Raw genomic sequence first — 25,301 nt, forward strand, 5'->3', positions numbered from 1 at the left:
TTAGCCTTGATGAATTGGGGTGGCGGACTGGCTCGTCTCGCAGACGCGCTGATACTGTTCCAGTGCGCCGCGCAGCGCGGCTGGGACGCTGATGGCATCGCGGGTACCGCGCCGCACGCAGATTGGCGTGAGGCGAGCGACGAAAGCGGTGTCACCGTCATGGCTCATGCGCGCTGTCATGGCCAGCGTGTAGGTACGCGTGCCGATGGCCTCCACCGTGACTTCAATATCGAACGATTCATCGGGCCAAAGCGAACGGCGGAAATCGAACGCCAGTGCACGTGTAGGCGTACCGAAACCGAGTTCGTCCTTGGTCTGCTGCGGACGACCGTCGAACAGGTACTCATAGAAGAGCTCGGCCGCTGAGATCACGTATTCGGAGAAGGACGGCGTGTAGACCACGCCCGCAGGATCGCATTCGCCCCACTTGACACGCCGGCGCACCTTGAACGGCGTGCCTGGCAATACGGCTTCGGTGCAGGTCATGCTGATTTCCTCCCCTGCTCTCCCGCTCCGGCCACCGCACCGGCTGTGGCCTCGCATTCGAGCTGTCGCGCCACCATCGCCCGCAGCGCGGCCTTGTCGACCTTGCCAACCCGCGTCACCGGAAACTCATCGACGAATTCGACGCGTTCCGGGCATTTGAATTTCGCCAGCCCCTGATCGACCAGGAACGCCGCCAGCTCCGCCACATCGGGCGCGGCATGGCCGGCGCGCAGGATCACGTAGATGCAGCCTTTTTCGCCATACACGGGATCCGGCATGGCGACGAGCTTGGCGTCCGCCACGGCCGGATGCCGGCTGACGTAGGCTTCGACCTCCTCCGAGCCGATCTTCTCGCCGCCCCGATTCACGTTGTCGCGCAGGCGGCCTTCGAATGCGAAGCAGCGGTAGCCATCGATGACATGTTCGGTCATCAGGTCGCCGGAGCGCACGAATCCGTCCGGCGTCAGCGTTTGCGCAGTGGCCTCAGGGGCTTTGTAATAACCGCGCAGGCTCGACGGGCCACGGAAGCACAGTTCACCCGGCGTTCCGGGCGCCGCGAGCTCGTCCGTGCCGGGCACCAGCAAGCGGATCTCGTCGTCAGGACAGCCGGAGAAGCCCTGCGTATGGTGCCGAATCCCGGCGGGCAGCTTTGCGCCAGCGCCCAGCAGCAACCCTTCGGTCGTGCCGAACAGGTTGAAGCAAGGCGCCCCCAGGTGGGCTTCAAGGGCGTCGGCACGCGTCATCGTGCCGAACAGTTCCAGCGACGAAAGATCGTGCCGCGCGATATCCTGATAGGCAATCATCTGTGGCGCAACCGGCCCAATGGACATGCCGTGCGTGACACGGTGCATCTCGATCAGCGCGAGCATTCTTGCGATATCCACGCGCGGCATCAGGACTGATGTCATGCCCGCAGCCACGGTGGGCACCAGCACATAGAGCTGGCCTGCATTGTGCAGCAGCGGCAGCGACCAGATCAGGCGGCTATGCTCGGTCTGGCCAAGCTGGCGCATGCACGCCAGCGCGTGGCCGATGTACTCAGCGTGGAAGCGCGGAATGATCTTGGGTACACCGGTGGTGCCGCCCGACAACTGGAAGCTGAGCACATCCTGGCTCCCGATCGAAACTTCGGCCAGCACTCTCACCGCCTCGGCATACGGGATGGCATCGATCAGCGCCCCCATGCCGTGCTCGGCAAGCGTGCCCTGCCCTGCCCCTTGCTCGCCACTTGCCACGATCAGGTGCCGCACCGACGGATGACGCTGCGCCATGCCGCGTGCAAAGCCGGTCAGGTCGAACGCACTGAAATCCGCCTGCACAAAATAGGCGCGCGGCTCGGACTGCGAGGCAAGCTGTCCGATCTCGACTTCGCGGTATTGCGGCACCGCGCACACGGGCACCACACCCGCCTTGTAGCACCCCATCAGCGCAATAACCGTGTCGATCGTGGTGCCCATCTGGAAGATGGCGCGGTCACCCGGGTTGAGACCAAGCTGGTGCAGCGCGGCGCCGAGACGCTCGCTGAGCTGGTCGAGCTCGGCGAAAGTGATGGAGCGTTCGTCGCTGATAAAGGCCAGCCTGTCCGGAGCGTGCTGCGCCGTCTTGCGCAGCGCGCCGCCTAGCGTGTCGTCCACCCACGCACCGGTCTCGAAGTACCTTGCGGCGTCGGTTTGCGGGCAGTACGCCACACCTTCAACGGGAAAATGGATAGCTGTCATGATGATTTCCGGCCGTCAGGCTGCCTGATGGCCACGGGGTACGATACGCACGGTATCGCGGTCGAACACTTCGATCCTGCCGTCCAGTCCGCCCGTAAAGAGGCCATACCAGACAGCGGGCTTGAGCCCCAGCGCGCGACGTCCGAACTCCAGCGGCTGGTTCGAAGCGATCACCGTGTAGTCGCCAAGGTCGGTGACGTCGCAGGCCGGCAAGCCGCGTGCGGCTTGCGTGAGCGATGCAAACTCCGGAACGTTCAGCACAAAAATGCGCAGGGTCGACTGGTTCATGCTTGACACTCCTGCTGCAGGGCCAGCCGGCGGCTCAGGATCTCGGCCTTGCGCACCCAGATATCGTCGATCGAGGTCACCCGCGCCCGCGTGGCCCGGGCCACGTCCTCCAGTTCGATCGCAGCGCTCAGCGTGGCATCGGCGTCACGCGCGTCCAGCGCTCCAAGGGGCCGAAGCTTGCGGGTGATCTCGATGAAGTAGCCATTCGGGTCCCGGAAATAGATAGACTCGATGACCTCGTGCGCGGTCTCAGCGGAGACCACCACGCCGCGCGCTTCCAGCCGCGTCTTCCACGCCAGCAGTTCTTCCTGCGTATCCACCTGCCACGCCGTGTGGGTGGCGTCGAAGATGTGATCGTCAGGGAACGGCGGCCGGGTATCGCGGCCCGCGAGCTCATTGGGCGCCGTACTGCCAAGGTAGTAGAAGAACGCGATGGTGCTGCCCTTGCCGCTATCGAAGAAGAAATGCAGGAAGTCAGGGTGCGTTGCCGGGCCCCAGCCGCGTGCCGAGATGGTGTGGATCAGCGGTAGACCCAGAATGTCACGATAGAACGTGACGGTTTCTTTCAGTCGCCAGGTGGGGCGGGCGGTATGGTCGACACCGTGGAGGCGCAGCCGCGCGGTATCAGGCGCGGAAGTTCTTGCATGCATCGTTTTGTCTCCGGTTGAAACTTGATTGGGACGTTATTGCGGAAAGCTTTCGCTCAGCCAGGCCTGCAGCAGGCGACCGGCCACATAGCGGCCTGCCTCTTCGCCGTTGGCCAACGCGCGACCGTGGTGGTCGCCGCGCACCCGGTGGTGGTGCTTGTCAGTGCTGCCAATGCTGTGAAAGATGTCCGCGATGACACTCGGAAAGCACGCCTGGTCGGCCGTGTATTCGATCAGCAGGGTGGGCTGGTGAATGGCCGGCGCGGTCCGGGACAGCGCCGCGTTCGACGACAGCCCTGACCACGTCGACAACCAGCTCTCCGGCGAGCAGACACGTGCGAAGCCGACCGAGCCGTAGTTGGACGCGAACGGGTCTGCACCCCAGAGCGACCCGTACTTGCGGTCAGACGGGTCGAGCGACAGGTCGAAGCAACGCAGGTCGGCATCGGTGCGCCAGACGGGGAAGAGCTGCGTGTGGGCTGCGCGGCGGCGCACGGCGTCGCTGACCGTACCGGGATTACGCTTGACTTCCGCGCGCGCATCCATGCGCTCGGCAACCATGGCCTTGGCCAGGTCGTCGATGCGCTGCACCCGTGCGGTCTGGGCGGTGCGGTATCGCGCTACAAACTCAGCGCTGTATGAAGACGACTGGGGCGCTGGCGCGAAACCATTGGATACGGAAAATGCATCCAGCGCCGTGTCGACGGAAAGCGGGTCGCGCTCGTCGGTCACGGACGGATCGATACAGCCCTGCAGCAGCACACCCTGACCCGGGTGCGGTGCCACGAATACAACGCCGTCCACTGCCGGCAGCGACGCCGACACAAGGTTCGTCGCGCGCCCTCCGGGCGTGCGAGCGATCCTGGCCTCGGGGGCAAAGTTCGACTGTTGGACGTAGAGCGCATACAAGCCGCTGCCCCCCGAATTGCCAAGCAGCACGATGCGGCGGAAACCCGCTTCTCGCAGGAAGCGTACGCCGGCCGCCACATCGTAGAGCGCAAATTCATGCTCGAGGCGCTGGTCGTTGCCGACCGAGCGCGGCGACTGCGACCACGCCGCGTAACCCGCTTCGACAATATCGGGAATCAGGTAATGGCAGGCCATGAACTCGCGCGGATGCATGATGCAGACCACCGTATCCGGCCTGCCGTTCGCATACAGCGAACCACCCGTAGCGGCGCCGTCTTCCGTGCGTAGCACAACGTTGCGCGTTACGGTGCCGGCGGGAACGTCACGCGGATTCCAATCTGTATTCAAGAAGCCTGCAGTTGGTCCTGGTTTCAAAGCACTTTTAAGATTCATCGCCTCACTCCTTTTTTTCAGTATAGTCAAAAAACAAACGTATGCGTAAATTTTTCGTCGAAACTGTAAACGAGCCCAAAAAGGCACAATCCAGCGCCAAAAAGCGAGTCATACACGACTTCAATGCCAGCCCGCACTAGCTTGGGGTCGGCGTTTTGTTTATCGTGTTAAGTTTATTGACATCCCCGTTGGAAATTCCGCCATGGCAAGAACCCAAACCAAGAGCGAAGCCGCGCGAGACTCCATTCTCGAAGTTGCGACGCGCCTTTTTATCGATCGCGGCTTCGATGGCACCGGCTTCAACGACATAGCCGATGCGGTCGGATTGAGTCGCCCCGCCCTGTACTACTACTTCAAGAGTAAAGAAGCGATCCTTGAAGTGCTGACAGCCTCGGTAACGCGAAGCGCTGCAGAACTTGCCACTGAACCGGTTCCAGAGGAGAAGCGGACTCCATCCGGCATACTTCGTCACCTTGTGCATCGCCACGCGACGTTGATCCTCTCGCATCCGCTCCAGTTTCGTGTTGTGGAGCGTAATGAAGGCAACCTGCCACCCAAGCAGCGCAAAATGGCAGAGCAATCCAGACGTGCGGTACTGGATCAATTCCGACAAGCCATCGAGAACGGTATCGCCCGGGGGAGATTCCGGTTAGTCGACTCCCAGGTCGCCGCCTTTGCCATTATCGGTATGTGCAACTGGACCGCATGGTGGTTCAAACCTACGGGACCCATGCAACTCGAAGATGTTGCGGAGTTCATTGCCAACATGGCACTGCACTCCGTAGAACTTCCAGAAAACCGGCAACTGGCAGATGCCAACCCTGGCGCAATCCTGCAGCGCGTTCGCGATGACTTGATCTTGCTCGAGCGGGCGGTGGTTGCGCCGGACACACCGCAGTAGGCCGATACACAGTCGATTTGCCTTGGTCGGAAGCTGATTTGGCGGCAGCCACCCCGCAGCCGGGGTGTGCCAAATCAGACTTGTCGGCAACTCGCGTCAGCCTGGGAAGTGCTAACTCGGCCCGTTAAATGTCGAGTACAAGCAGGGGGCTTTTGGCACGGGAGCAGCAGGGGGTGAACTGGTCGTTTAATGCGTGCTCTGGGTCCGTCATAAACACATCCCGATGATCGGGTTCCCCGCTCAGAATTCGTGTGATGCAGGTACCACACACACCCTGTTCACAGGAAACGGGCACTACCACACCGTGGCGCTCTAATGCTTGCACCGCCGATTCATCACGCCCGACGGTAATAATCTCTCCGGAACTTGCAATCTTTATCTGGAAGCTCCCATCAGACGACCTATTAATAGCGCCCCCCGCAAAATATTCACGATGGATAGCCGTTTCCGCCCAGCCCACCTGTTCCGCAGTCTGCACGACCCAATCCATGAAACCTTTGGGCCCGCAAACATATAGGTGAGTCCCTGATGCCGGTTGACTGAGAACAGCGTCAGCATCAAACTTCTGCTCAAGATCGCCATCGTCGATGTGAAAAATCACCTTGGAGGCGTAAGGTTGCCGCGCTATATGCTCACGAAATGCCATTCTCTCGCTCGACTTCGCACAGTAATGCATCTCGAAGTCTGCCCCCACATTTGAGAGCCGCTCTGCCATGCAGAGGATAGGAGTTACCCCGATTCCTCCGGCGATCAGAATGCTGCGTTTGGCATTCGGGTCTAGGGGGAAATGATTTCGCGGCTCCGAAATAGTCAGTATATCGCCCTCATTTACCGCCTGATGCATCTCCACGGAGCCACCGCGTGAATTCGGATCGCGCAGCACCCCAATAACGTAGCGATCTTCGCTCGGATTATTACAAAGCGAATACTGACGCACCAATCCAGAATTCATGTGGACATCGATGTGAGACCCTGCGGAAAATGCAGGCAACGGATGCCCATCGAGGCTGGCCAGCTCGTATCGGAATATGTCCAGTGCTTCCAGGCACTTACTTACAACTCGTACTTTCATGGTAAATACCTCGCATGGGAATATAGCGTCACGAAAAGCTGGTAGCCACCGAGTTTCTACACTCCCTCGCGACTATGGGATCAATTCGGATTCAATGCAACGCGGCATCTGAGCGAGGACAGCGGTACCCCGGCCGCCTGCCGCACTGAAGTCTTGGGTATATATGGCCGCTGTCCCTCCGGAAATTTCTACAATGACGGCCACCATGGAAACTCCGCGAAATCTGCCCCCGGATCCGGAAAGACCATGCGCCGCCATATCACTTAGCTACTAAACACACGCCGTCCCGGTGGCGACTTCAGCCTCGAGCATTGCCTTCAGCGTCCGACGAACGCGCACCGCGCCCGCATCAGTACCGAGCAGCACTGGACGCAAATTCATGATGTCCTCACTACCGATTGAGCGCTGCTGCGCTTCAAGCATCGGCTTGTCTTCCTGAACAAAGCCGATACGCTGCCACTCCCTGACCTTTTCATCTGCGGCTTTATCTCCAACCGCATAATCTCGGCTATTACAGAAAAAATAATGGCAAGTCAAATCCGTTTCGGCCGTCACAATATGCGCACTCTGAATTTCGAACAGTGCCTTGTTTCGATCGCCGACCGGGTAGCCCCTGACCGTCAGTTTCGCATTGGATGGCGCATCCCAGCGTACCTCGTAAACCAGATCAATTGGCTCGTCCGGATCGGCCAGAGCATTGGTATAGAACATCGGCGCTTTTCCGCCCGGGAAGGTCAAATACGTGTAGACGGTATTACCGACCTGTTTGACCTCGTTCTTTACTCTGGGAAAGGCCTCGGAGCTCTGATATTGGCTGTGGACAAATTGAATATGGGTCAAATCAGTCAAGTTGTCGATGGCAAGCTCATAGTTCGCCTTGGTCAGCATATAACCATGTACCGCAGAACGCTTCGGGTCAACCAGAAAATCGTAATCCGGCAGAGCGCTTTCATCGGCGGACGCAGAATCACCAAGCCATATCCAAAACCCCCCAAATCGCTCAACCACAGCGTAGGACTTCACCTTGGCCGCCTTTGGGATAGGTGCACCATCCACAGGATTCTTGACACATGTTCCAGTCTTGTCGAAGCAGAGGCCATGGTAGCCGCACTGGATAATGTCCCCAACTTGCTTGCCCAAGTGCAGTGGCACGAAACGGTGTGGACAACGATCGCTAATCGCTGCCGGCTCTCCGCTCCGGAGACGATAGATAAGAATTGGTTGATTCGCGATGGTACGGTGCAAGAAGGACCCGTCTGTAAGCTCATTAACCCAGCCAGCCATGTACCAGGCATTTTGCAAATATGGCATTTCGAAATCCTTGGAGAGTCAAAAACTTTCTGGAAATCAGAATCACGTGACGCCCGAAGAGCACCTAGGTTTGCCCGGCAATGGGTGTCCGTACCCCCACATCATAGTCATTTCAACGTATGTGTCAATAAAATCTACCATATCGTCAATACGCAATGGTTTACCCGTAGCCGTCGCCGTCTCGCGATCACAAATTAGGCATTGTGAAGTCAAGCAGACAGTGACGCATCTCATATCTCTCGACCTGGTGGCGCGCCATCAAGCGAATGTAGTGGCGCAGCGGCAACCCGGCCGCCGTGCAGATTGCGGCGACAGAGGGCGCATCTGAGCTGACCGGTCAGAATCACGAGGGTTTACGCTTAAGTAAAATTTTTGACGCTTATGACTCTCGGATCTATCATCGAGCGGAACACGAGGGAATTTGCCGGCCGCCCCTGTTGAAGCGAACACAGAAAGCCCGAAGCGAATGTTAGTCCGCTTAGGAATGTGAATGCGCCGAACGACCGGCGCAAAAAACGAGAAGGAGAGAGACAAGGAATGACCCTAAAGACAACTGCCCTCGCAATCCTAGGCTGCCCCCTCGTGGCCTTCGCACAAACGTCCGTGACGTTGTATGGTGTGGCCGACATCAACGTCGAGTATGTCAATCATGTTGCTGCAGTACCCACTGCAAGCAACGGATTCAATCCGGGCCCGGGCAAGAAGGTCTTCCGCATGGATTCCGGGGGCCTGTCCGGATCGCGCTGGGGCCTGCGAGGCACCGAGGATCTTGGACAGGGCCTCAAGGCGTTGTTCGCGCTCGAGAGCGGCTTTAGCCTCGACACCGGCATGTCGCAGCAAGGCGCCCGACTCTTCGGCAGGCAGGCATTTGTCGGTCTGCAAAGTCAAACCTACGGTCAGATCACCTTCGGTCGCCAATACACCTCGATGTTCGAGGCCCTTGGCAACTTCGCACCAGCGCTTTACGCCACGCAGTACGAACCGACCGCACTCCTGGCCGGCGCCAACTACCGCGAAGACAATACCGTGAAGTACACAGGAACGTTCGGTCCGGTGACGGCACTCGCCCACTGGTCCTTCGGGGCTGGACTGGCGCTGCCAGCAGCCGTAGGCGCGGCACAGCCGATCGGTGGCAATGGCGAAGTTCCAGGTCAGTTCCGGCGTGATTCCGCGTACGGTGCTGCGCTTGCTTACAGCGCTGGGCCGTTCGGCGCGACCATCGGTTATGACCAGTGGAATCCGACCATTGGCGCTGGAAGCGGTACCGCCAAGAAGGCCCTGATCGCAGCAAGCTACAAGTACGGTACCGCCAAGGTAATGGGCGGCTATCGCTGGGGACTAACCAAGAACAATGCGGACACCGTCATTCAGCGTGACGACTTCTACTGGATCGGTGCAAGCTACCAAGCGACGCCTTCCATTGGCCTGACGCTCGAGTTTGACTATGACAACCTACGGAGCCTGTTTGGCAACACTCACGTAGCGAACCCTTGGCAGATCGCCGTCATCTCGACGTACTCGTTCTCCAAGCGTACTGATGTCTATCTGACCACCGCCTACGCAAAGAACGCCGGCCTGATGATGGATTCGTTGGCGACGACTTTTGCCAATAGCCTCTCGCTTGGCAACAGCTATGTGCCGGGAAATGGCCAAAGCTCCATGATCGGCGTTGCCTTGGGCATTCGCCACAAGTTCTAATAGGTCCCCTTTTTAAGATTCATCGCCGAATTCCGGGGAAAGCAGCGCGGATCTTGAGGAAGAAGTAGTGGTCATCGCGGACGCCGTAGGCCATGTGCTTGATCACCTTGATCCGGTGGTTGACGCCTTCGACCAGATTGGTGCCCAAGTGTCAGCGGCTTGGGCCAGGATGCCTGGCAGGTAGGGCTTGAGCCGCCAGGCGAACTGGCCCGGCTTTGACTCAGAAGGCCGGAACCGAAGTCGCCGCGTCGCGGTACACCTGGCGACCTCCGACATGGGTGGCAATGGCGTGGAGATTCTGGATGTCGACTTCAGGCACCGCCCGATAGTCTCCCGACAACACCACGAAGTCGGCCAGCTTGCCCTTTTCGATCGAGCCCTTGGTATCGGCCTCGCCGTTCAGGTCGACATAGTTGATGGTGAACATGCACAGCACGTCGGCGCGTCGCACGCGCTCGTCCGGACCATAGACGCCGTCGGCGATCGTGTCGCGGGTAATGAAGTGATACATCCCCCAAAACGGATTGACCGACATGTTAACGGAGTCGGTGCCGCCGACGAGCTGGAAGCCGGCATCCATGAAGGTCTTCACGGGGGTCACGTGTTCCGCTCGGTCGTGCCCCCAGTACTTCGATAGCACCGGTGCCGCAACGTACAGGTGGGCCTACACGGACAGCCTAGCGCCCAGAGCGCGCACACGCTCAAGCTGCTCCTTGCGGAACCACGAATGCATGCTCGATGGTCCAGCCTCTGACAGCACCCGGGCTCGCCTTGTCAAGGCTTTCCCACGCTGCCAGGACCTGGTCCAGCGCCGCATCGCCAACCACGTGAACGGCTAGCCGCGCGCTAGGCCTGGCTTCTCCGTGCCTACGGCTATGCAAACCCAGACCGGTCAAACGCAAGACAAGGGGGGATTTTGCATAGCAGTTGTTTCGAGGCGCGGGCGCGCGACCGTGTATGCCTTGGAGGTAAGCGGCAAAGCAGGAAGCGAAGAGCCCCAGGACAAGACATTTCAAAAGGACATTAATGTCCAGGAAGGCGCTTTAATGTCTAGAACGGGACTTTAATGTCTTGGAAGGACTTTAATGTCCGAGGTCAAATGGTGAGCTCGGGGAATATTGTGCTTCCCAAAGCGACGCTAACTCGCTGATTCTTCGACCCCGCCAAGGGGAGACCAAAAGCTAAAGTCCTTTCCGCCAACCCTTAGTGTCGGAAATTAAAGAGCTTTCCAGTTGTATCTTCTTGCAGCCCAGGGCAGAGCATCGTAGAGCACATTAGTGCGTGAACTTTCTCGTAACACGGGCGGCCGTCTTCGATTTCGGTGTTGTCAGCCGAGCAACCGTCGCCATCGTCGCAGGGATACGCTTCGCATAGTACTGTTTCGAGCGAGGCGGTATCCCTGCTTCCAGCCTGAGTGCCTCCCAGCTAAGAGCTCTCAATGGCTTTACCAGTCGCAGTCGGGACGACGCTGCTACGACCGCAGCATTATATTCAGCATCGCGTGTCGCCCAGTCGATGGCATAGCAGCCCTCTCTGGAGTAGCGTCCTGCGTATTTTCGCCGGTGGTCTTCGCACACCTCTCTGAGCCAGGCAGGGTCCTCACGGCTAAGAAGCTTGAAGAGTCGACGCTCGAGCTTACGCGCATGGGTCGCTGAACGAGGGGCGACGTTCGAAAGCAATGTTTCCCACTGCTTCCTAAGTTTCATGAGCTCTTTGTGTGAGAGGCTAGGACCCAACGTGTCGTGACGCAGCCAGTATGCAACCGCTGGCTTGCCGACTCCCATCTGCATAGCAATCTCCGGAATCTTCAGTCCCTTCGATTTGAGTGCCTTCGCCCGTATTATCCATGCATCCCCATATCTCGAAACCTGAACTACGCTCTCCATGGAAATGTCTTTATTCGCCATTGCACGAGGCACGTATGCGCAGAACCCGCAAGAGCATCTGAGATAGACCAAGCTGTCGTCTGCTTTAGTGCGTTCCACTCGTTCAACAACTGTACCGCTCCCGTGCTCGGCATATGGATTCGGACAGAAGTATTGGAGGCGTTGGGCTCGTCTTACTACCTCCGGTCCATGAACCCTCTCGGAGTCAATCTGGTGGACACTGAGAAAGAACAGCCTGAGTAGCTCCCGCACCACGGGATTCCATGGCGGCGTCTTTGCAGAAATATGGCTGTGGACCCACCCAACCCCGAGAACACGATGGTGTTTGCGCCCATCTAGCCGGTCCAGAACGTCTCCCCAAAACTCTGAGAATTCTAAGAATACCCTCTTGTAGTTAATCCTTCCCGCGTTTCCGTACCCGGCCATCAGCGCTGTTTCTTTGAAGTCGGAATATCCCGGCGTCGTATTCAGCTGCACACCATTTAGCAGGGCGAACAAACGCTCTCGAAGAAGGCGTTCGGCCCCAGAAGTAGGGGAAGCAACTCTAAATGGTCCTGTATCTGTGGGAATAATGAGCTCCGCTGGAAGACGACTGAAATTTTCAATGTCGTACCGTTCAATCTTCGAATCTACTAGGTCCAGACCGTGCAGAGGACATTGCCACACTCCCGGCAACTGATGCATTCTGTGCCAGTATGTTTCATGAAGAATCGCTCTGTCTGCATCGACACAGTCCGGACACCAACGAAATAGCGACGGCGGCACGAACTCAGATGCGAGGCCCGTAATCTTTGTGCCGGAGGGTTCCGATACGACTGCTTGAAACACCTTCATTTTCCTCTCAGTTGGCATAGCGGCGCAAATGAATGGATACATCGTATGCAATCGATAAATATCGTTCCCGCTTAACCCCGTAGAGAGCTTCGTTCTCTCTGCAAAAACACCAATTGCTGTCGAGAAATACGGAGCAACTCGGTGAGGTCTTCCAAATAACTCCTTGGCAAGCAAGCTGTATCCCACTGAATCGTAGTCATAAAAATATCTCATGCAAATGCTGTATAGCAGCTCGTCCTGATAGGGCTGATGAATAAACACATTCAACTCTTGTTCCTCCTTTTCATCAGCGATTCCTGCTCACGCTTCAGCTCCTCCGCGACTTGTTGCTCCAAGTTTCCGCGTCTCTGTACATCATCAGCTCTCTTCCTTTCGAGATATTCTGCGACGAGAAATATCGCATCACAGCCTGGATTCTGCCCCGCAAGTTTCTTCAGCTCACGAACCACGTTGTCTTGCGGCATTCCCAATGAAATAAGGTTCGCTGTCGCTTTACTGAGAACTTCGTGCACAGACTTCTTAGCAACTAGCTCCTGGACGGTTGCGCGGTCTATCGCACTTTTAACATCCTCACGAACATCATTACTGAGCTTCTCGACTGCAGCGCTGTTCTCAGCAATAGCTTTGTCGTCCTTTCTTTGAATAGCGTCGACAAATGGCTTCACTAAGGAAAAGCGCGTGCGTGCCACCTTACGGATAAATTCATAGGTTAATGAGTCCAAATTGCTCTCGATGGCCACCGCCTGCGCGAGTTCGTATAGTCGATTCGCTATGCATATGTTTCGTTGCGAACACTCTTTCAAACCCTTATCAAGCACATCTCTCGATGCTAGACGCCTTGTCCACTGGTATCGCGCAAGTTCGTCAATATAGTCACTCCACTCTTCCTCCGACAACTGCGGCTCAAGCAGTCGAATGCCGCCATCGACTGCGCGCCGCCTTGAGTGAATATTGTCCGGATATAGTTCCAAGGCAGTGGCAAGCCCAATGTGCATAGACGGAACATTTATCTTGTTCACAAATGTCATAAAGAAATCGATGTTTCTGTATCGACTCTTCGCATCCGCCAGAACATTCTGAACTTCATCGATTACCAGCAGTCCCGTAAAGTGCTCCTCCAGAACCTTCCCCACGATACTCATTCTCGCTGGCAGCGTAGTTCTCTCCTTTATGCGGCTCGCGTATTGTGTATCCAAAACTTCATCTACCGCCTCTAATATCCACTTCATTAGCTCACTCAAGCTACCGTTTGGGGGACACTCCACCTTTAGCCAAACCAATTGAGTGATTCCATATTCTGGATGCCGAATCACCTGAGGCAGAAAATCAAGGCATCGGCTTACAGCTGTGGATTTTCCGACTCCTGATGCGCCGAAAAGCCCAATATTCGACGAATGAGTCGGCTCAGGGTCGTTGATTGGAAAGATACCGTTGTCTTCCTTCGCTTTCTTGTACCGCCGCTGGACAATTTCTTTGCGCGTTGCGACCGGATTTCGAAACTCGTACCCGCGCCAGATGGTGCTATAGATGTCTCTCATCACCCCAAGATGCCAAGGCATCACTTCAATGAGCGTCCTCAGCCTGGACACCGCAAGCAGCCGGTAGCTGTGAGACTCTCGGCGTTCTGCGTCCCCCACAGGAGGATAGTTGGCAAAGCCCTCAATGGGTTCCGTGCCGTTGTAGAAGGCAGGGAGTGCCTCAATAAGCGGATTCCCCCTATGCTGTGGATATGGCGAAGGCGTGTAAATCGCGTCACAGTAGACAACTTCCTCACCGTACTTTTCTGTCGCTTTACTCATACTGTTCCCCTTCATCGAATTATTCTCCCTTCCCCTTCTCTCGCTGCTTGGCCTTCATCTTCCTAATGGACTCCAGAGAAATCGAGGTAATTTCACCATCTTCGCAATCGCTAGATTTCCCTACGCTTGACTTAACCGACATGTCTATCAAATCAGTCAATTCCCCATTGGCTCTTATGAATTCAAGAAGAGCCCTCTCTTCGGCCTTGGCGTTCCTAATTTCGTTGATGTCAGGTTTACTTACACCTTGACGCTCCAATGACAATTTTGTTTTCTCTTTGGCTCCGTCAATAATTTCATCGGCCCTATCCCGAAGTTCCAGTTTGAAATTTTCGGTTTTATCAAATGCATTAGCGAGATTTCTTGCAGCATCCACGCGCAGTGCGTCTATCTCAACATAGCTTGCGTCGACATCTCTCAATTGAACGGTCGTCTCCTTTACACTGGCCGCCTCAAATCTTCCATCGTCATACAACACATATAGGTTCCGTGGATTTATTGGGTTGTACGAAATATCAGCCATGAATTTCCTCGTTCTAGCGCGGGTGAACCATTCCTCTTTTACGGCTCTAGGCGTTTCGTAGAAGCGGTTGGCGTACCCGATTCCTCGATGAGAAACACTGGCGCGGTCTCTTGTGTAGACGCATGCGCGCATCTCATCGAGATTTGCCGTCTCGAGAATTCCACTGTATTCAGCCACCCCAAAGTTCCAAAGTTCCACAGGGGTAGGGCTTAAATCGGCCGCCACCATCGCCGGGATTTGCTCCTTGGTTCGCAGGGGGCGATTGTTGTACTCAATTACGCTTATCAGGAATAACGCAGTAAACTCGTGTAGTGTCAACGCGGCGTCTAACCTATAGTCCTCACCCCCGCGCTCGTGAAAATCCTTCTCCACATAGCCAGGGACAGATTCCCCCCATATCGCGTTAATGAGGTTGAACCTTGATTCAACAATTGACTTCCAATCTTGGCGAAATGCCGCCGTGTTATTGACGTCAATACGGAGTCGATTCACAACCCGCTCCCATGCTCGAATACTGATAAACTCCGAACCACGGTCGGCAAGGATTTTTTTTGGCAAATGGTGAGATGGCCACCATTCCTCCTTTGCATTGATTCCGAACTCATGGCAAAGGAGAACTTTCGGCGTAATTACGCTCTCCATTGCCAATGCAGCACCCTCAATAGAGGGGGGTGATAAACTTATCGAAACTCCTACTATTAGACGGGAGAACGTATCTGAGACGATGTAAATCGTGGGGCGGCCGATAATTTTTGTTCTATTGAATACAGATACCAGGTAGACGTCACCTATTGTCGCGTCAATCTGAAACTCTGCGCCCGGGCCATATGCATACGTCGTGCCGGCGAATGAACGACGCCGAAGATTTAGATGACGCTCCCCATGCTTATCGCGTATCTTTTGTGTTAATGGACGCGTTTTTCGAATGTGATGCCGAAGTTGGTCAACTGTGAAGCGCGTATCAACAGGCCAATCGCGACAATGATGTTGATTTATATAGTCGAGACCTTGTTGATGAGTTCGTCGGCCCCCGATGGCATAGCACGCAGCAACCTCTAGTATTGAGCGATTCGAATCATTGACAGGTGTTCCTACGCCCGCTCTCACCGTGCGCCTTCGCCCTGTCTTTTTCGTTGGATTTCTCTCCACCCCCGGCGCACCACAGTTTTCCCTGTCGCCCTCCAAGGCACTAACCGACATTCCTCTTGAGAGAAAGCGCTTAACATGAAAAGAGATGGTTGGCCTGGACTTGCCGACCTTCTCCACCTGGGCCTTAATTGCCCGCCCGCGCTTACTTGGGACGAGGATGTCAAAGAGTGCGTCGCCCTCAACGAGGTCTGCTATCCATCGCATGCGCTCGTAAGCCTCGTCACTCGGCTCAATCCGAAGCTTCGACGCATAGGGGTCCTCAAGAACGAACTCCAACGCATCTTCGCCCTCGTAATCCGGGCTGAAGCGCTCTCTTAACTGCTCCGTCTCATAGCTTTCCGGCCAACGCTCTTCGCTCAGCGAAATGAAGAAAGTGTAATGAGACTGTCGACCGGTCCAGACGATTCGATACAACTCCTTTTTCGGGTCATTACGATTCCTGAAGAGCATTCGAGGCGCAAGCAGCGGAAGGGTACTGGCGCTCATCGCACTACACTCCCAACACGTAGGCCGCAGTCCTTCGAGATGTCACCGGCGTCGATGTCCGTCGACAGAACGCGTTCGGCTAGCAGACGGCGAATCGCCTCGATGCCGGTGCCGCGAGGAAGACCCATGGCGACATCCGCGCAGTATCCAAGCTCCCTTGAAGAAATTTCACCACCGACGACTACGCTTACGAGCCAGTCATGCAGACGGCTCCGTCCTTGACGAAATGGCAAGTCGGTGGGCTTGAGCCTAGCGTCGTAAATCCATTCAAGATTCCAGGAGCGCGCGGTCTTCAGTTCGGATGAGAGTGCAATTCGAGTCGGAACATTTCGCTGACGCCAGAACTCCTCTCCGATGGCAAGTTTCTCCTTCGTTCGGGGCTTCTCGTAGTCTTCGTCTTCCTTTACGGGGACCACTTCAATGCCGCTACTTGTCACAAGGAACAGGTCTGAAGTTTGCGGGATTGCAAACTGATACTTGTTGCTCCAGGGATGCCTAACCCCTAGCGACTTCGCGATACTTTCCGTGAGTCCTACCGGCAACAATGGATACTGCTCCCGGATGTCGAGAACGCTCTTGTCCCACCACGCGCGCAAATACGCGTAGTACTCGTTGTCGGAGAGTAGATGGTGCGTCCGAAAGCCTGTGAGAGCGGATGCTGTCCGATGCACGCGCCCCTTGGACGACAGGTCGTTCACCTGAATCCAAGGCCGATAGGCCGGGCCAGCACCACGCCCTCGACCTTCTTTCAGGAATCTCTCGAACTTCGCTGGGGTCATCTCGAAACGAGACGCCTTCTTTCTACGCCTACGAACCGTGAGCAACATACCCAATTTGACAGGAGGAGCCTCCGCAAGCCGGCTTGTCACCAGGGCCCGAGCGACCCTCTCCAGTATGCTCGACGCTTCCATGGAATTCTTTCCTTCATCGCTACGTAAGGACGTGACGTGCCCTCGCGCTCAACGCGATACCAATGAAACATTTTTGATTCCGCTCCGATGCCCGCAAATTTGTAAGCTTGGCCGCTTACGCTAATTTGGACGCGGACGACATCTCCCCACTCGTCGACGAATACGCGAGAGCAGCCCAGGAGATAGAGCAGGATTGGGATGAAGGGCTAGTCTTGACGGAGAACGCCAGGAAGAAGCGCCGACGGGCGTCGCAAGCGTGGACTGACCAACAATCCGCCGAGACTAAATGTGATGGCCTAGTGATACATTTTGACAGTCGTCCTCTGCTTGGAGGCGAGAAAATGCCGCCCCCTCCACTTTTACGAGTTGACAAAGAGGGAGCGAACAGAGGACACTAAAAGACTCTGGGTGTGTAGCTCTCTGCTCACGCTCAAGGGTGGCTGGAGCTGGAACTCCAGTCACCCTCCCCTCTCACATTGCGGCGCTACGCCGCTCAGGGTGTGTGGTTCACTATCGTGAACTTTCAATGTAGCCCTATCTTGCTATCGTCCTTTCCAACTTTGTCGTTCTAGCACCGCCGTCGCGTAAGTGTGGTGCGATACAATCTCGTATAGCGTAGAATGCGTCAAAGTGTTAAATTAATTGCCAGGGACACTCCCTGGGCCCTACCGCATCTCGGCTTTTCGCGGGCAAACAGCAGAAAATTCTAACACGCAAATTTTCCGTTACGCAACGGAAGGGCATCTTCGCGTCCTTAGGATGGCCTTGCCCATGCCGCCCCGCAGCACTCCCATTCCGCCATAGACCAATCCAGAGTCGTCGCGGCGCTCTGAAGGAAACTGCCCGTAGACCTGATTGCAAGGTCGTTTGCTCTCATACGCTGTCAACAGCAAACACAGCCTTTCGCAAGCCCCAGCACTGGCCAGACCACGCCATTCGTCGACGACGCACGCACAGTCGGCTAGCATCGGAGCGACCTGTATCAAGTCGCAGTCCAGCAAGACCGGGTAAGCCGGGTGCCGGCGCTTGAGGTCGTCATCCAGCCACGCCCGGCGAGGCCTGCTCGGCCTCCTCCTTGCCCGCAGACCGCGGCCGGAATGCCATGTAGCACCGACGACGTGATTTCGCACCAGCTCAGGCAGCATTGCCAAGGCGCTTCGATAGCCCAAGAGAGGTACCCACCAACTATGGAGCACGACCTCAGTCCGAGGACACGCTTCGATGACCGCTTCCAGGAGAGCATTGTTTTCGAACAGCTCGTGCCCTCCTGCTCGCAACCGCGGCAGCTCGTTTCCACGAAACGTTACAAAGTTCGGATGCAGTACGCCGTCGTACGCCAGGTACAGTATTGGATTGGTTCCCATAACTACTCCTCTTGGGAACAGACCGCAGCAGCTCCTCAAAGCCCCAACGGCTCTGAAGTTAGGTCTAAAATAAATCGACGAAACCAACGTAAGTCGGGACCGCTTGCTCACACACCGCAGGATGAATCCGCTGGTGTGCGCAAAAGCGCGGGTGCAATACCTATGCTTGCCACGGAATCGACGCCACTGCTTAGAGGGGTTTCACATTGGCCCACACGAGTACACCGTGGTCGCGGCTAGCCGCGCGCACTGCGCGAGGAATCCTCGCGCGTAAAGGCGTCTCGTTCGATGAAGTTGCGGAGAAGATTTCTGCAATAGGCATCCCCGAGTCCTTCAGAGGCGCAGGGAGCAGAATCCAGCGCGGGACCTATAGCCTCGCGTACTTTCTTGCGCTGCTTCGAGCAGTGGGCGCGGAATGTCCCACTCAGTGGACCAAATTTGTCGACTCCGACGAGTCGTGGGAAGCTGCTGCCAGCCATGTTCTTCTCCACGAAATCAGTGCCCAGGGACTAAGCATCGAGCAACTGTCCCGTCGCCTCGAGACATTTGGCACACCAGTTACTCCGGAGCGGCTCACGGCTCAAGTCGCAAGCGGCGAGTTTCCGTTCACGCTGATGCTGCAAACCGCTCTGGTTGCACCAATTCCCGAGTTCATCCGATTCGTAGACCACAGTGACCTTGCTGAAGCTGCCGGCATGTCATCCGCGCTGTCCACCGATACGACCGACGGACAACAGCGAAGTCATGCACTGTTACGGCCTTAGATACAAACTACCAGGCAACGCCAAGCAGAACGAGGTCAACTTCAAAGTGCAGTCACATGTGGTCAACATGGGGACGCAAGGCGTGATGTAGTTCTGCGTGTGGGGCCTTACATGGTGCGTTCATCGACGCACCTCAATCGTATGTCGCCGCATCGAGAAATCAAGCTCTTTTACACCAATCTCAGTGACGTCGAGTTCTACTATCGTGGAGAATGGGTAGAGTCCCTCTACGAGGTCGACGAAAACACAAACATGCTGCGTGATGTCCTCGGTTCTTCCTCTCAGCGTTTCATCGAATGCTGCGAACAGTGACACGAGGAGTTGTGCAACATTCGGTTCGCCAGGCCCAGCCAATAGCGCAAATCTCCGGCCATCCCTGGCGACAACGACGCGCTCCCGCGCATACAGGCGAACAAGTGGTGGCGTGGCCCAATGCTTCCCTGTCGTGGAAAATCGACCTACGACATGAGTCTCGCCACGGCCGGTCCTCAGGAAGCGCCAATCCCTAACAACTTCCGCGTGTCTTCCAACGTTGTGTGTGTCACGCGTTGCCATACGCTCGATGGGCTTCAAAACCTTGTCGGCCCTAACGTCGCGAACTCTGGCACCAGACATGAGTTTCATGGCAGTACCTCCAATACGATGGGTTCTCGCTAGCGCAGTGTTCCTCGGCTGTACCAGCCTGCTCGACCGCTGGAATGCGCGATTGCGTGCAAGTGAAAATTGGTTGTCATCGTGTGATACTGATTGTTGTGGCAACGCCCAAGCAAGTTGGCATCCAAGGCAGGTGCGTGACCGACACCCTCAAGGGTCAGCCTTAGTTTCGTCCGCCCAGTACTCGCCGCTGACGTTTGTGGCCCGCTTTACATCGTTGACCTTCTTCCACACCGCCCAGGTGTACAGCCCTTCCTCGTCGGTGCCGGGACAACCATCCAAGATATAGCGTCGCCCACTGTGAGTGATGCCAGTTCTCGATGAAGCATCAAATGAAGCGATGGCAGAGCTCACACGACCTGTCCCGCCATCCATGTTTTGTCCGACGAAATGACGCTCTCCGCGTTCCGTCTCATAAACACTCCATCGTCGAAGGTATATTTCTGGCTGCTCTGAAATGGCAGCGACACGCCAGATTGGCATTGGTACCCCCTCTCCGTCATAAGGACGGAAATCCGTTGCCAATAGGCGCCGACGTACCTGGTCAGCGACCGCCAAGAACATGGCGAAGCGCATGCACGACGTAGACGCGCCCTCTTTGCGATGTCACTCGCGAGAAGGCATGGCAAACAGGGTTGGGAGATTGGCCGCCGCGATGTCTAGTTCTGTTTATCTAGGGCAACCAGGAGGGCTCCGTAGAAAGGAGCTTGCTGCAGTGTAGTCGCTGCGAGAGAAGATTCAAGGCGAGCTTCGACGGGAGTGTTCACCCCCAGTAGTTCTCGCCTCAAAGACTTGAGGCGCGACGGACCTCATACGTGAATTGTTACTCCTCAGCAATGAGGAATCGGTTTGGATTCTTGCCAAGCCACGCGGGAGCCCGACCGCGACCCGACCAGGTCTTGCCGGTCTTGGGGTCGCGATACCTCGGCGGCAGCGGCTCCTTTGCTGCAGTTGCCTTGCCGGAAGTGCTGCCGGCGGGACGACCGCGGCGGCGTTTACCCTCGATGTCTTCAATCGAAAGGCCGTAGTCAGCCATCAGGCCGCGGATTTTCTCAACGACTCCTGCTACTTCGTTCGCGCGTACCTCCGCGAGCTGCGCTTCAAGAGCTTGCTTCTGCGCCATCAGTTGCTTGTAGGTTGCCATATTTTCCTTTTGGCGATGTCTAACGGGAACACGAGCTAAGTGGTTATACGTCAATTTATCGCGACTAGGCAAGTATATTCACCGTGCAGCCTACCATTTCAATGAGCGAGTCTTGATACCCCACTTCAGTAAAATGGACGATATTGGTAGATATATTGGAGAATTAGGCATCTGCTGAATTCATACACGAATGTCGAAATGTCCGATTCACTCCAACAGACGGCTGTCCTGAAATACTGGCGAGCGATTGAACTGTTCTCGCCTCAGAGCATCCCCGCGGCAGAGCCCAACGACAGGACATTCCCATCCTTCGACATCACGGAGCAAGACCCCACGCTACCTTGGGAGCCGCAGCATAGGCTTCGAAGCCGTCATGTGGCCTCCAGCAAGGTGTGGCGGCACCGGTTGTTCGTGAATGTGTACTCCCTCGATACAGTCAGAGCTGTCTTGGAGAATGCGTGCGGAAAGGACCCGGAGGCAGTAGATGAGCGCATGGATGGTGAGACAGCGATGTTCTCCATCTCCGTTGCAGATGATGGGCGCCCCCTCTTTGACACACTGGTGCTATCAAACTGCGCTTGGGCACTCGGCCGCACTGTTAACGTCGGTCCGCAAGCGAAGGATTGGCTTGAAGGCGTTGCACGATTCCAATCGACCTTCGAGCAACACACGCGAAAGCAGCTCGGCATTCTGCCCGACGACTCGGCGAAGAGAACCTTCGGCGAACGGGAGGAGAACATTGGTCGACAGTTGGTCGCAGCTGACCTCTTCGAGTTGGCGACCTGGCTCACGGAAGCACTGGGACTTCAGTCTGTTGTCACTCCACCGACCGTCATTCGGGCACAGAGCTACCAGCTTGCCAAACGTAAGTCGCATGAACCCGATGACGCTGACTTCCTGAATAGCTTCTTCGTTGATGACCTTGACCGTGTCGCCGAAGCACTCAAGGCGGGGGACAGCGGTATCGCATTGCGCGACTATCTGATTACGGACGATTCCGCGAAGCGAGTTCCAAGGACAGACATCCGAAATAGCCTCGGCGAGGTCTTTGAAACTCTTTCGCCGGATAGATTCCCCGTGGGACGATGGCCTGGCGATGGACATCACCCTCTAGTCTACAGTCAACAGTTTGCCGTCAACTCCATCTGGAAGTCGCTGGCTCCGAAGGGTGGGCTTTTTGGGGTGAACGGGCCTCCCGGTACTGGTAAGACCACAATGTTGCGTGACATCGTGTCCGCTGTCGTGGTAGCACGTGCCAAAGCTCTCGCAAGTCTTCCTTCGCCTACAGATGGTTTCGGAGGACGCACAGGCTGGAAGAGCGGCAAGTGGAACCGCTCCATATCGATTCCCACGAGCAAGTTGACTGGGTTCGAAATTGTTGCGGCATCCTCGAACAACGGAGCAGTCGAGAACATTACCCTAGAAATTCCTGGAGCAGGAGCAATAGACAAGAGCTGGCTGAGCCAGGTCGACTATTTCCCGCGCTTTGGGAAGCAGGCGATTCTGCAACCTGCGTGGGGTCTGCTAGCGGCCAAACTAGGGAATAAGTCCAATCGGCAAGAGTTCATTGCGAACTTCTGGCACGGAGAAGAGTTGCCCTTCGAAGCCTCCTTTTCGCCCGAGGACGACATCAAGGTAAAAAAGACTGGATTCGAATCGTGGCTCAAGGCCGTCACCACGAAGCCTATCGACTGGAGGTCTGCCGTAAAGGAGTTCGAGCACGCGCTTGCCCACGAGAAGGCCGAACGTTCAAAGCTGTCCCAGGTCTATCGGCGTATCAAGGAAATTCGGTCTGAACGAGCAGAAGTCGCACGCATAGACAAAGAGTCTGTCGCCCTGCTCGATAGCTTGCCCTCATACGGGAAACGCCATCAGGCTGCGTTATCTAGCGCCGCGGCTCAAACTACCAAAACCGAGAACCACCGCGCCTCCCTAAAGCGTCACCATGGGAGCCGGCCCAGCGTTTGGCAGATTCTCCGGTCTCTAGGCAGAACCCACCGGGAATGGCGTGCGATGGAACAAGGACTTCAGAAGCTCCTCACCGAATCCGAGGACCGCCTACGCCGGGCTCAGAACGAGGTTCACATAACGAAGCAAGAAGAACTAGACGCGCGGAGGCTCCTCCAGGCCCTTGCCCAAGAGCGCAAGGATAGGGAGGTAACCGTCGGACGTCTCTGTACGGAGATACAACAGGATAGGGACGCTCTCGGGGAGAGCTTCCCTGACGACGAGGCATGGTCGAGAGACGAGGAGGCGCGAGAACTGTCTGCACCTTGGGCGACTGCTGCATGGAACCATGCTCGTGCCAAGGTTTTCCTGGCCGCCCTGAATCTGCATAAGGCGTTCATTACGGCCAATGCCGATACAGTTCGCAAGAATCTCCACGGCCTCACGGACATCTTGGGCGGCAGCGCACCGCAGACTGCTCCCAAAGAGGCAACCCTAGCAGCTTGGCAAACCTTGTTCCTGGTGGTCCCTGTGGTTTCCAGCACCTTCGCTTCGTTCTCGCGATTGTTCTCGCACCTCGGCCGAGAGAATATTGGTTGGCTGCTTATCGACGAAGCCGGGCAAGCTGTCCCGCAAGCAGCGGCCGGTGCAATCTGGCGCTCGCGACGCGTTGTCGTGGTCGGTGACCCATTGCAACTGGAGCCGGTCGTTTCTATCCCATATACCGCTCAGCATGCTCTGCGACTTCACTATGGTGTATCGGAAACCTGGCTGCCTGGGAACACGTCCGCTCAGAAGCTCGCAGACCGAGCTACCCCTCTAGGCACCACCGTTGCGCAAGCAATGGAACAACTTTGGGTTGGCGCGCCGCTCCGCGTTCACCGCCGCTGCGACAGGGAGATGTTCGATGTCGCCAACAAGATTGCGTACGACGGCCTGATGGTCTTCGGGACGCAGCAGCGAAAGGAGTCCAGTCTGCCTCCGACATCCTGGCACGACGTGGTGTCGCACGATGCTGACAAGCATTGGATTCCCTCAGAAGGCGAAGCCGTGCTCTCCCTTGTCCATAGCATTCGACGGAGTGGCCATGACGCTGACATCTTTCTCATCTCACCATTCAGGACGGTGGTGGATGGCCTGCGGCGGATGACACGGCAGCACTCTCTGGAAGGCATCAAAGTAGGCACGATTCATACCGTGCAAGGGAAGGAAGCAGACGTCGTAGTGCTGGTTCTCGGCGGAAATCCCAAGCGGCCAGGCGCAAAAGCATGGGCGGCTGAGAAGCCCAACCTCTTGAATGTGGCAGCGACTCGGGCGAAACGGCGGCTGTACGTGGTGGGCAATAGAGCTGAGTGGGCGCGACAGAAGTACTTTGACTATTGCGCAACTCGTATATCAGCGAACGGCTGGAGTGAGGCGAGTTCTCCAGAATAGTTGAACGTTACCCAAATCGTTGTGTATAGGCGCGGCGCGACCATCAGAATCCGCGAGCTTCCCGTCCGGCATCCAGGACAGGGATTGGTCGCCTTGTCCCTGGTGCTACCAGAAAGTGTACGAAATGGAATCGGAAGGCGTAGTAGTGGTCTGAGGCTGTCACGGAAGCTGACTAGGACTAAGCTGACTTGATGGAAAGCGGGCAGCGAGTCGAGCGCCAAAGCCGCTTCTGAGATAGAGGCCAGTACCACAGAATATGGGGCAACTTGCCTCTCCCGTCACTACTGTTCGGTATAGCTCATCATGCTAAAAGTCACGGTAGAAGTTGTCGGCCAGAACGGCTCGGCCAGGGAGATAGCAACCGCTTACATAGGCAGGCTGGAGCGCAGTGCCACTCCCGACTACGTGGTGCGGTTGCACGAAGACCAGCGCGAGCACGGCGAGAAGCGAACCCTGCATGCTTACCCGCGCCACGCATCATCCATCTTTGACCTCGTCGCGCGCGCTCTCGCTGTCGGGTTGACCGGGACCGAGGAACTCCCACCTCGCCCTGAGCCCCTCAGTGTTCCTATCCACCGTTCAGGTAACACCGACTACGTTCGCCTAGGCGAAATACCTGAGCCTGCAGCGACGCTCTTCCGCAAACGCATTGAGTATTCAGGCTGCCCCGTCATTGAAGAAGACCCCACGCCGAAGGACTGCGCTTATGCGTCCGACTGGCAGGACTTTTTGACCGGCCGAAGATAGCGAGCGCAAGAGAGCACCCTCCGCGGTCCAGTTGTGGAGTTGGACCGGAAGTGCTGCATACGCTATGTCGTTGGGTCTTCCATTCCGCTTCCGGCCCGTTTGAGACCATGCTCCCAGAGCAGGCGAATTGCCCGTTGTGCGGCGTGGTCGCTGAGCGGATACGGTCGTCCCAGCTACGCGGGTCCAGGTACACCTGTCCGTCGTGCGGCTCGTACGGAGTGGAGTCGGCCGCTTTG

At 56.6% G+C, this 25,301-nt stretch carries 21 protein-coding genes and 1 pseudogene; 5 read left to right on the forward strand and 17 right to left on the reverse strand.

Translation table 11 applies throughout. The features are described 5' to 3' along the window. Genes AC3WLE_RS06735 through AC3WLE_RS06755 form a run of 5 tightly spaced genes read right to left on the reverse strand, consistent with a single transcriptional unit; the run spans nucleotide 1 to nucleotide 4,441 of the window. A complete protein-coding gene (locus tag AC3WLE_RS06735; RefSeq protein WP_492355922.1) occupies nucleotides 1-486 on the reverse strand; it encodes an acyl-CoA thioesterase in 486 nt (161 codons plus the stop codon). Beyond that, a complete protein-coding gene (locus tag AC3WLE_RS06740) occupies nucleotides 483-2,204 on the reverse strand; it encodes an AMP-binding protein (RefSeq protein WP_492355921.1) in 1,722 nt (573 codons plus the stop codon). The genes AC3WLE_RS06735 and AC3WLE_RS06740 overlap by 4 nt, the downstream gene beginning before the upstream one ends. Nucleotides 2,205-2,219: 15 nt before the next feature. After that, entirely contained in the window at nucleotides 2,220-2,492 is a 273-nt protein-coding gene (locus AC3WLE_RS06745) for a hypothetical protein (protein ID WP_492355920.1), read from the reverse strand. After that, the gene (locus tag AC3WLE_RS06750; protein ID WP_492355919.1) at nucleotides 2,489-3,142 is read right to left on the reverse strand and encodes a VOC family protein; all 654 of its coding nucleotides are present in this window, start codon (nucleotides 3,140-3,142) and stop codon (nucleotides 2,489-2,491) included. Before AC3WLE_RS06750 ends, AC3WLE_RS06745 begins: the two co-directional genes overlap by 4 nt. Before the next feature lie 33 nt (nucleotides 3,143-3,175). Further along, complete coding sequence (locus AC3WLE_RS06755; RefSeq protein ID WP_492355918.1) at nucleotides 3,176-4,441, reverse strand: alpha/beta fold hydrolase; 1,266 nt, start codon at nucleotides 4,439-4,441, stop codon at nucleotides 3,176-3,178. 202 nt (nucleotides 4,442-4,643) lie between these two features. On the opposite strand from AC3WLE_RS06755, the gene AC3WLE_RS06760 reads away from it, so the two are divergent. Continuing rightward, nucleotides 4,644-5,342 (forward strand): TetR/AcrR family transcriptional regulator, encoded by a 699-nt coding sequence (locus tag AC3WLE_RS06760; protein ID WP_492355917.1) that lies wholly within the window; start codon nucleotides 4,644-4,646, stop codon nucleotides 5,340-5,342. 124 nt (nucleotides 5,343-5,466) lie between these two features. On the opposite strand, the gene AC3WLE_RS06765 is transcribed toward AC3WLE_RS06760, so the two are convergent. Both AC3WLE_RS06765 and AC3WLE_RS06770 read right to left on the reverse strand, forming a co-directional pair. Continuing rightward, entirely contained in the window at nucleotides 5,467-6,414 is a 948-nt protein-coding gene (locus AC3WLE_RS06765; protein WP_492355916.1) for a PDR/VanB family oxidoreductase, read from the reverse strand. 270 nt (nucleotides 6,415-6,684) lie between these two features. Continuing rightward, nucleotides 6,685-7,725, reverse strand: a complete 1,041-nt coding sequence (locus AC3WLE_RS06770; RefSeq protein WP_492355915.1) for a Rieske 2Fe-2S domain-containing protein — start codon at nucleotides 7,723-7,725, stop codon at nucleotides 6,685-6,687. Nucleotides 7,726-8,262: 537 nt separating this feature from the next. Between AC3WLE_RS06770 and AC3WLE_RS06775 the strand changes: the two genes are divergently transcribed. Further along, nucleotides 8,263-9,423: a porin gene (locus tag AC3WLE_RS06775; protein ID WP_492355914.1), complete on the forward strand. Its 1,161-nt coding sequence runs from the start codon at nucleotides 8,263-8,265 to the stop codon at nucleotides 9,421-9,423. A 19-nt stretch (nucleotides 9,424-9,442) separates the two neighbouring features. Here AC3WLE_RS06775 and AC3WLE_RS06780 read toward each other — a convergent pair. The 7 genes and pseudogenes from AC3WLE_RS06780 to AC3WLE_RS06810 all read right to left on the reverse strand — a co-directional run. Next, nucleotides 9,443-9,627: pseudogene (locus AC3WLE_RS06780) on the reverse strand (transposase); the annotation flags it as partial. A 16-nt stretch (nucleotides 9,628-9,643) separates the two neighbouring features. Next, nucleotides 9,644-10,063: an amidohydrolase family protein gene (locus AC3WLE_RS06785; RefSeq protein WP_492350840.1), complete on the reverse strand. Its 420-nt coding sequence runs from the start codon at nucleotides 10,061-10,063 to the stop codon at nucleotides 9,644-9,646. 634 nt (nucleotides 10,064-10,697) lie between these two features. Then, a complete protein-coding gene (locus AC3WLE_RS06790; RefSeq protein ID WP_492355962.1) occupies nucleotides 10,698-12,404 on the reverse strand; it encodes a TnsD family Tn7-like transposition protein in 1,707 nt (568 codons plus the stop codon). Nucleotides 12,405-12,406: 2 nt separating this feature from the next. After that, nucleotides 12,407-13,942: an AAA family ATPase gene (locus AC3WLE_RS06795; protein ID WP_492355913.1), complete on the reverse strand. Its 1,536-nt coding sequence runs from the start codon at nucleotides 13,940-13,942 to the stop codon at nucleotides 12,407-12,409. Nucleotides 13,943-13,961: 19 nt separating this feature from the next. Beyond that, the gene (locus AC3WLE_RS06800) at nucleotides 13,962-16,100 is read right to left on the reverse strand and encodes a TnsB C-terminal domain-containing protein (protein ID WP_492355912.1); all 2,139 of its coding nucleotides are present in this window, start codon (nucleotides 16,098-16,100) and stop codon (nucleotides 13,962-13,964) included. Beyond that, entirely contained in the window at nucleotides 16,097-17,011 is a 915-nt protein-coding gene (locus tag AC3WLE_RS06805) for a TnsA endonuclease N-terminal domain-containing protein (protein WP_492355911.1), read from the reverse strand. Before AC3WLE_RS06805 ends, AC3WLE_RS06800 begins: the two co-directional genes overlap by 4 nt. Before the next feature lie 725 nt (nucleotides 17,012-17,736). Then, on the reverse strand, nucleotides 17,737-18,375 hold the full coding sequence (locus AC3WLE_RS06810) for an HAD domain-containing protein (protein WP_492355910.1): 639 nt from the start codon (nucleotides 18,373-18,375) through the stop codon (nucleotides 17,737-17,739). Between the two features lie 206 nt (nucleotides 18,376-18,581). Between AC3WLE_RS06810 and AC3WLE_RS06815 the strand changes: the two genes are divergently transcribed. Next, complete coding sequence (locus AC3WLE_RS06815) at nucleotides 18,582-19,139, forward strand: DUF6471 domain-containing protein (protein ID WP_492355909.1); 558 nt, start codon at nucleotides 18,582-18,584, stop codon at nucleotides 19,137-19,139. Between the two features lie 120 nt (nucleotides 19,140-19,259). Here the strand turns inward: AC3WLE_RS06815 and AC3WLE_RS06820 are convergent, their stop codons facing one another. The 3 genes from AC3WLE_RS06820 to AC3WLE_RS06830 all read right to left on the reverse strand — a co-directional run bounded on the left by AC3WLE_RS06820 (nucleotide 19,260) and on the right by AC3WLE_RS06830 (nucleotide 20,937). Next, on the reverse strand, nucleotides 19,260-19,763 hold the full coding sequence (locus AC3WLE_RS06820) for a hypothetical protein (protein WP_492355908.1): 504 nt from the start codon (nucleotides 19,761-19,763) through the stop codon (nucleotides 19,260-19,262). A 180-nt stretch (nucleotides 19,764-19,943) separates the two neighbouring features. Further along, complete coding sequence (locus tag AC3WLE_RS06825) at nucleotides 19,944-20,276, reverse strand: hypothetical protein (protein ID WP_198036045.1); 333 nt, start codon at nucleotides 20,274-20,276, stop codon at nucleotides 19,944-19,946. A gap of 340 nt (nucleotides 20,277-20,616) precedes the next feature. After that, nucleotides 20,617-20,937 (reverse strand): H-NS histone family protein, encoded by a 321-nt coding sequence (locus AC3WLE_RS06830; protein WP_492355907.1) that lies wholly within the window; start codon nucleotides 20,935-20,937, stop codon nucleotides 20,617-20,619. 510 nt (nucleotides 20,938-21,447) lie between these two features. Between AC3WLE_RS06830 and AC3WLE_RS06835 the strand changes: the two genes are divergently transcribed. Both AC3WLE_RS06835 and AC3WLE_RS06840 read left to right on the forward strand, forming a co-directional pair. Further along, nucleotides 21,448-24,318, forward strand: a complete 2,871-nt coding sequence (locus tag AC3WLE_RS06835; RefSeq protein WP_492355906.1) for a DEAD/DEAH box helicase — start codon at nucleotides 21,448-21,450, stop codon at nucleotides 24,316-24,318. A gap of 303 nt (nucleotides 24,319-24,621) precedes the next feature. Further along, nucleotides 24,622-25,065 carry a hypothetical protein gene (locus AC3WLE_RS06840; RefSeq protein WP_492355905.1) on the forward strand — a complete coding sequence of 148 codons (444 nt, stop codon included), beginning with the start codon at nucleotides 24,622-24,624 and terminating at the stop codon, nucleotides 25,063-25,065. The last annotated feature ends 236 nt before the right edge of the window (nucleotides 25,066-25,301 follow it).

The organism is Cupriavidus sp. FW306-1B-F12B (genome assembly GCF_058781795.1).

Coding starts and splice junctions, on each gene's coding strand:
- AC3WLE_RS06735 (WP_492355922.1), bottom strand. CDS start 486: ATGACCTGCACCGAAGCCGTATTGCCAGGCACGCCGTTCAAGGTGCGC.
- AC3WLE_RS06740 (WP_492355921.1), bottom strand. CDS start 2,204: ATGACAGCTATCCATTTTCCCGTTGAAGGTGTGGCGTACTGCCCGCAA.
- AC3WLE_RS06745 (WP_492355920.1), bottom strand. CDS start 2,492: ATGAACCAGTCGACCCTGCGCATTTTTGTGCTGAACGTTCCGGAGTTT.
- AC3WLE_RS06750 (WP_492355919.1), bottom strand. CDS start 3,142: ATGCATGCAAGAACTTCCGCGCCTGATACCGCGCGGCTGCGCCTCCAC.
- AC3WLE_RS06755 (WP_492355918.1), bottom strand. CDS start 4,441: ATGAATCTTAAAAGTGCTTTGAAACCAGGACCAACTGCAGGCTTCTTG.
- AC3WLE_RS06760 (WP_492355917.1), top strand. CDS start 4,644: ATGGCAAGAACCCAAACCAAGAGCGAAGCCGCGCGAGACTCCATTCTC.
- AC3WLE_RS06765 (WP_492355916.1), bottom strand. CDS start 6,414: ATGAAAGTACGAGTTGTAAGTAAGTGCCTGGAAGCACTGGACATATTC.
- AC3WLE_RS06770 (WP_492355915.1), bottom strand. CDS start 7,725: ATGCCATATTTGCAAAATGCCTGGTACATGGCTGGCTGGGTTAATGAG.
- AC3WLE_RS06775 (WP_492355914.1), top strand. CDS start 8,263: ATGACCCTAAAGACAACTGCCCTCGCAATCCTAGGCTGCCCCCTCGTG.
- AC3WLE_RS06795 (WP_492355913.1), bottom strand. CDS start 13,942: ATGAGTAAAGCGACAGAAAAGTACGGTGAGGAAGTTGTCTACTGTGAC.
- AC3WLE_RS06800 (WP_492355912.1), bottom strand. CDS start 16,100: ATGAGCGCCAGTACCCTTCCGCTGCTTGCGCCTCGAATGCTCTTCAGG.
- AC3WLE_RS06805 (WP_492355911.1), bottom strand. CDS start 17,011: ATGGAAGCGTCGAGCATACTGGAGAGGGTCGCTCGGGCCCTGGTGACA.
- AC3WLE_RS06810 (WP_492355910.1), bottom strand. CDS start 18,375: ATGGGAACCAATCCAATACTGTACCTGGCGTACGACGGCGTACTGCAT.
- AC3WLE_RS06820 (WP_492355908.1), bottom strand. CDS start 19,763: ATGAAACTCATGTCTGGTGCCAGAGTTCGCGACGTTAGGGCCGACAAG.
- AC3WLE_RS06825 (WP_198036045.1), bottom strand. CDS start 20,276: ATGCCAATCTGGCGTGTCGCTGCCATTTCAGAGCAGCCAGAAATATAC.
- AC3WLE_RS06830 (WP_492355907.1), bottom strand. CDS start 20,937: ATGGCAACCTACAAGCAACTGATGGCGCAGAAGCAAGCTCTTGAAGCG.
- AC3WLE_RS06835 (WP_492355906.1), top strand. CDS start 21,448: ATGTTCTCCATCTCCGTTGCAGATGATGGGCGCCCCCTCTTTGACACA.
- AC3WLE_RS06840 (WP_492355905.1), top strand. CDS start 24,622: ATGCTAAAAGTCACGGTAGAAGTTGTCGGCCAGAACGGCTCGGCCAGG.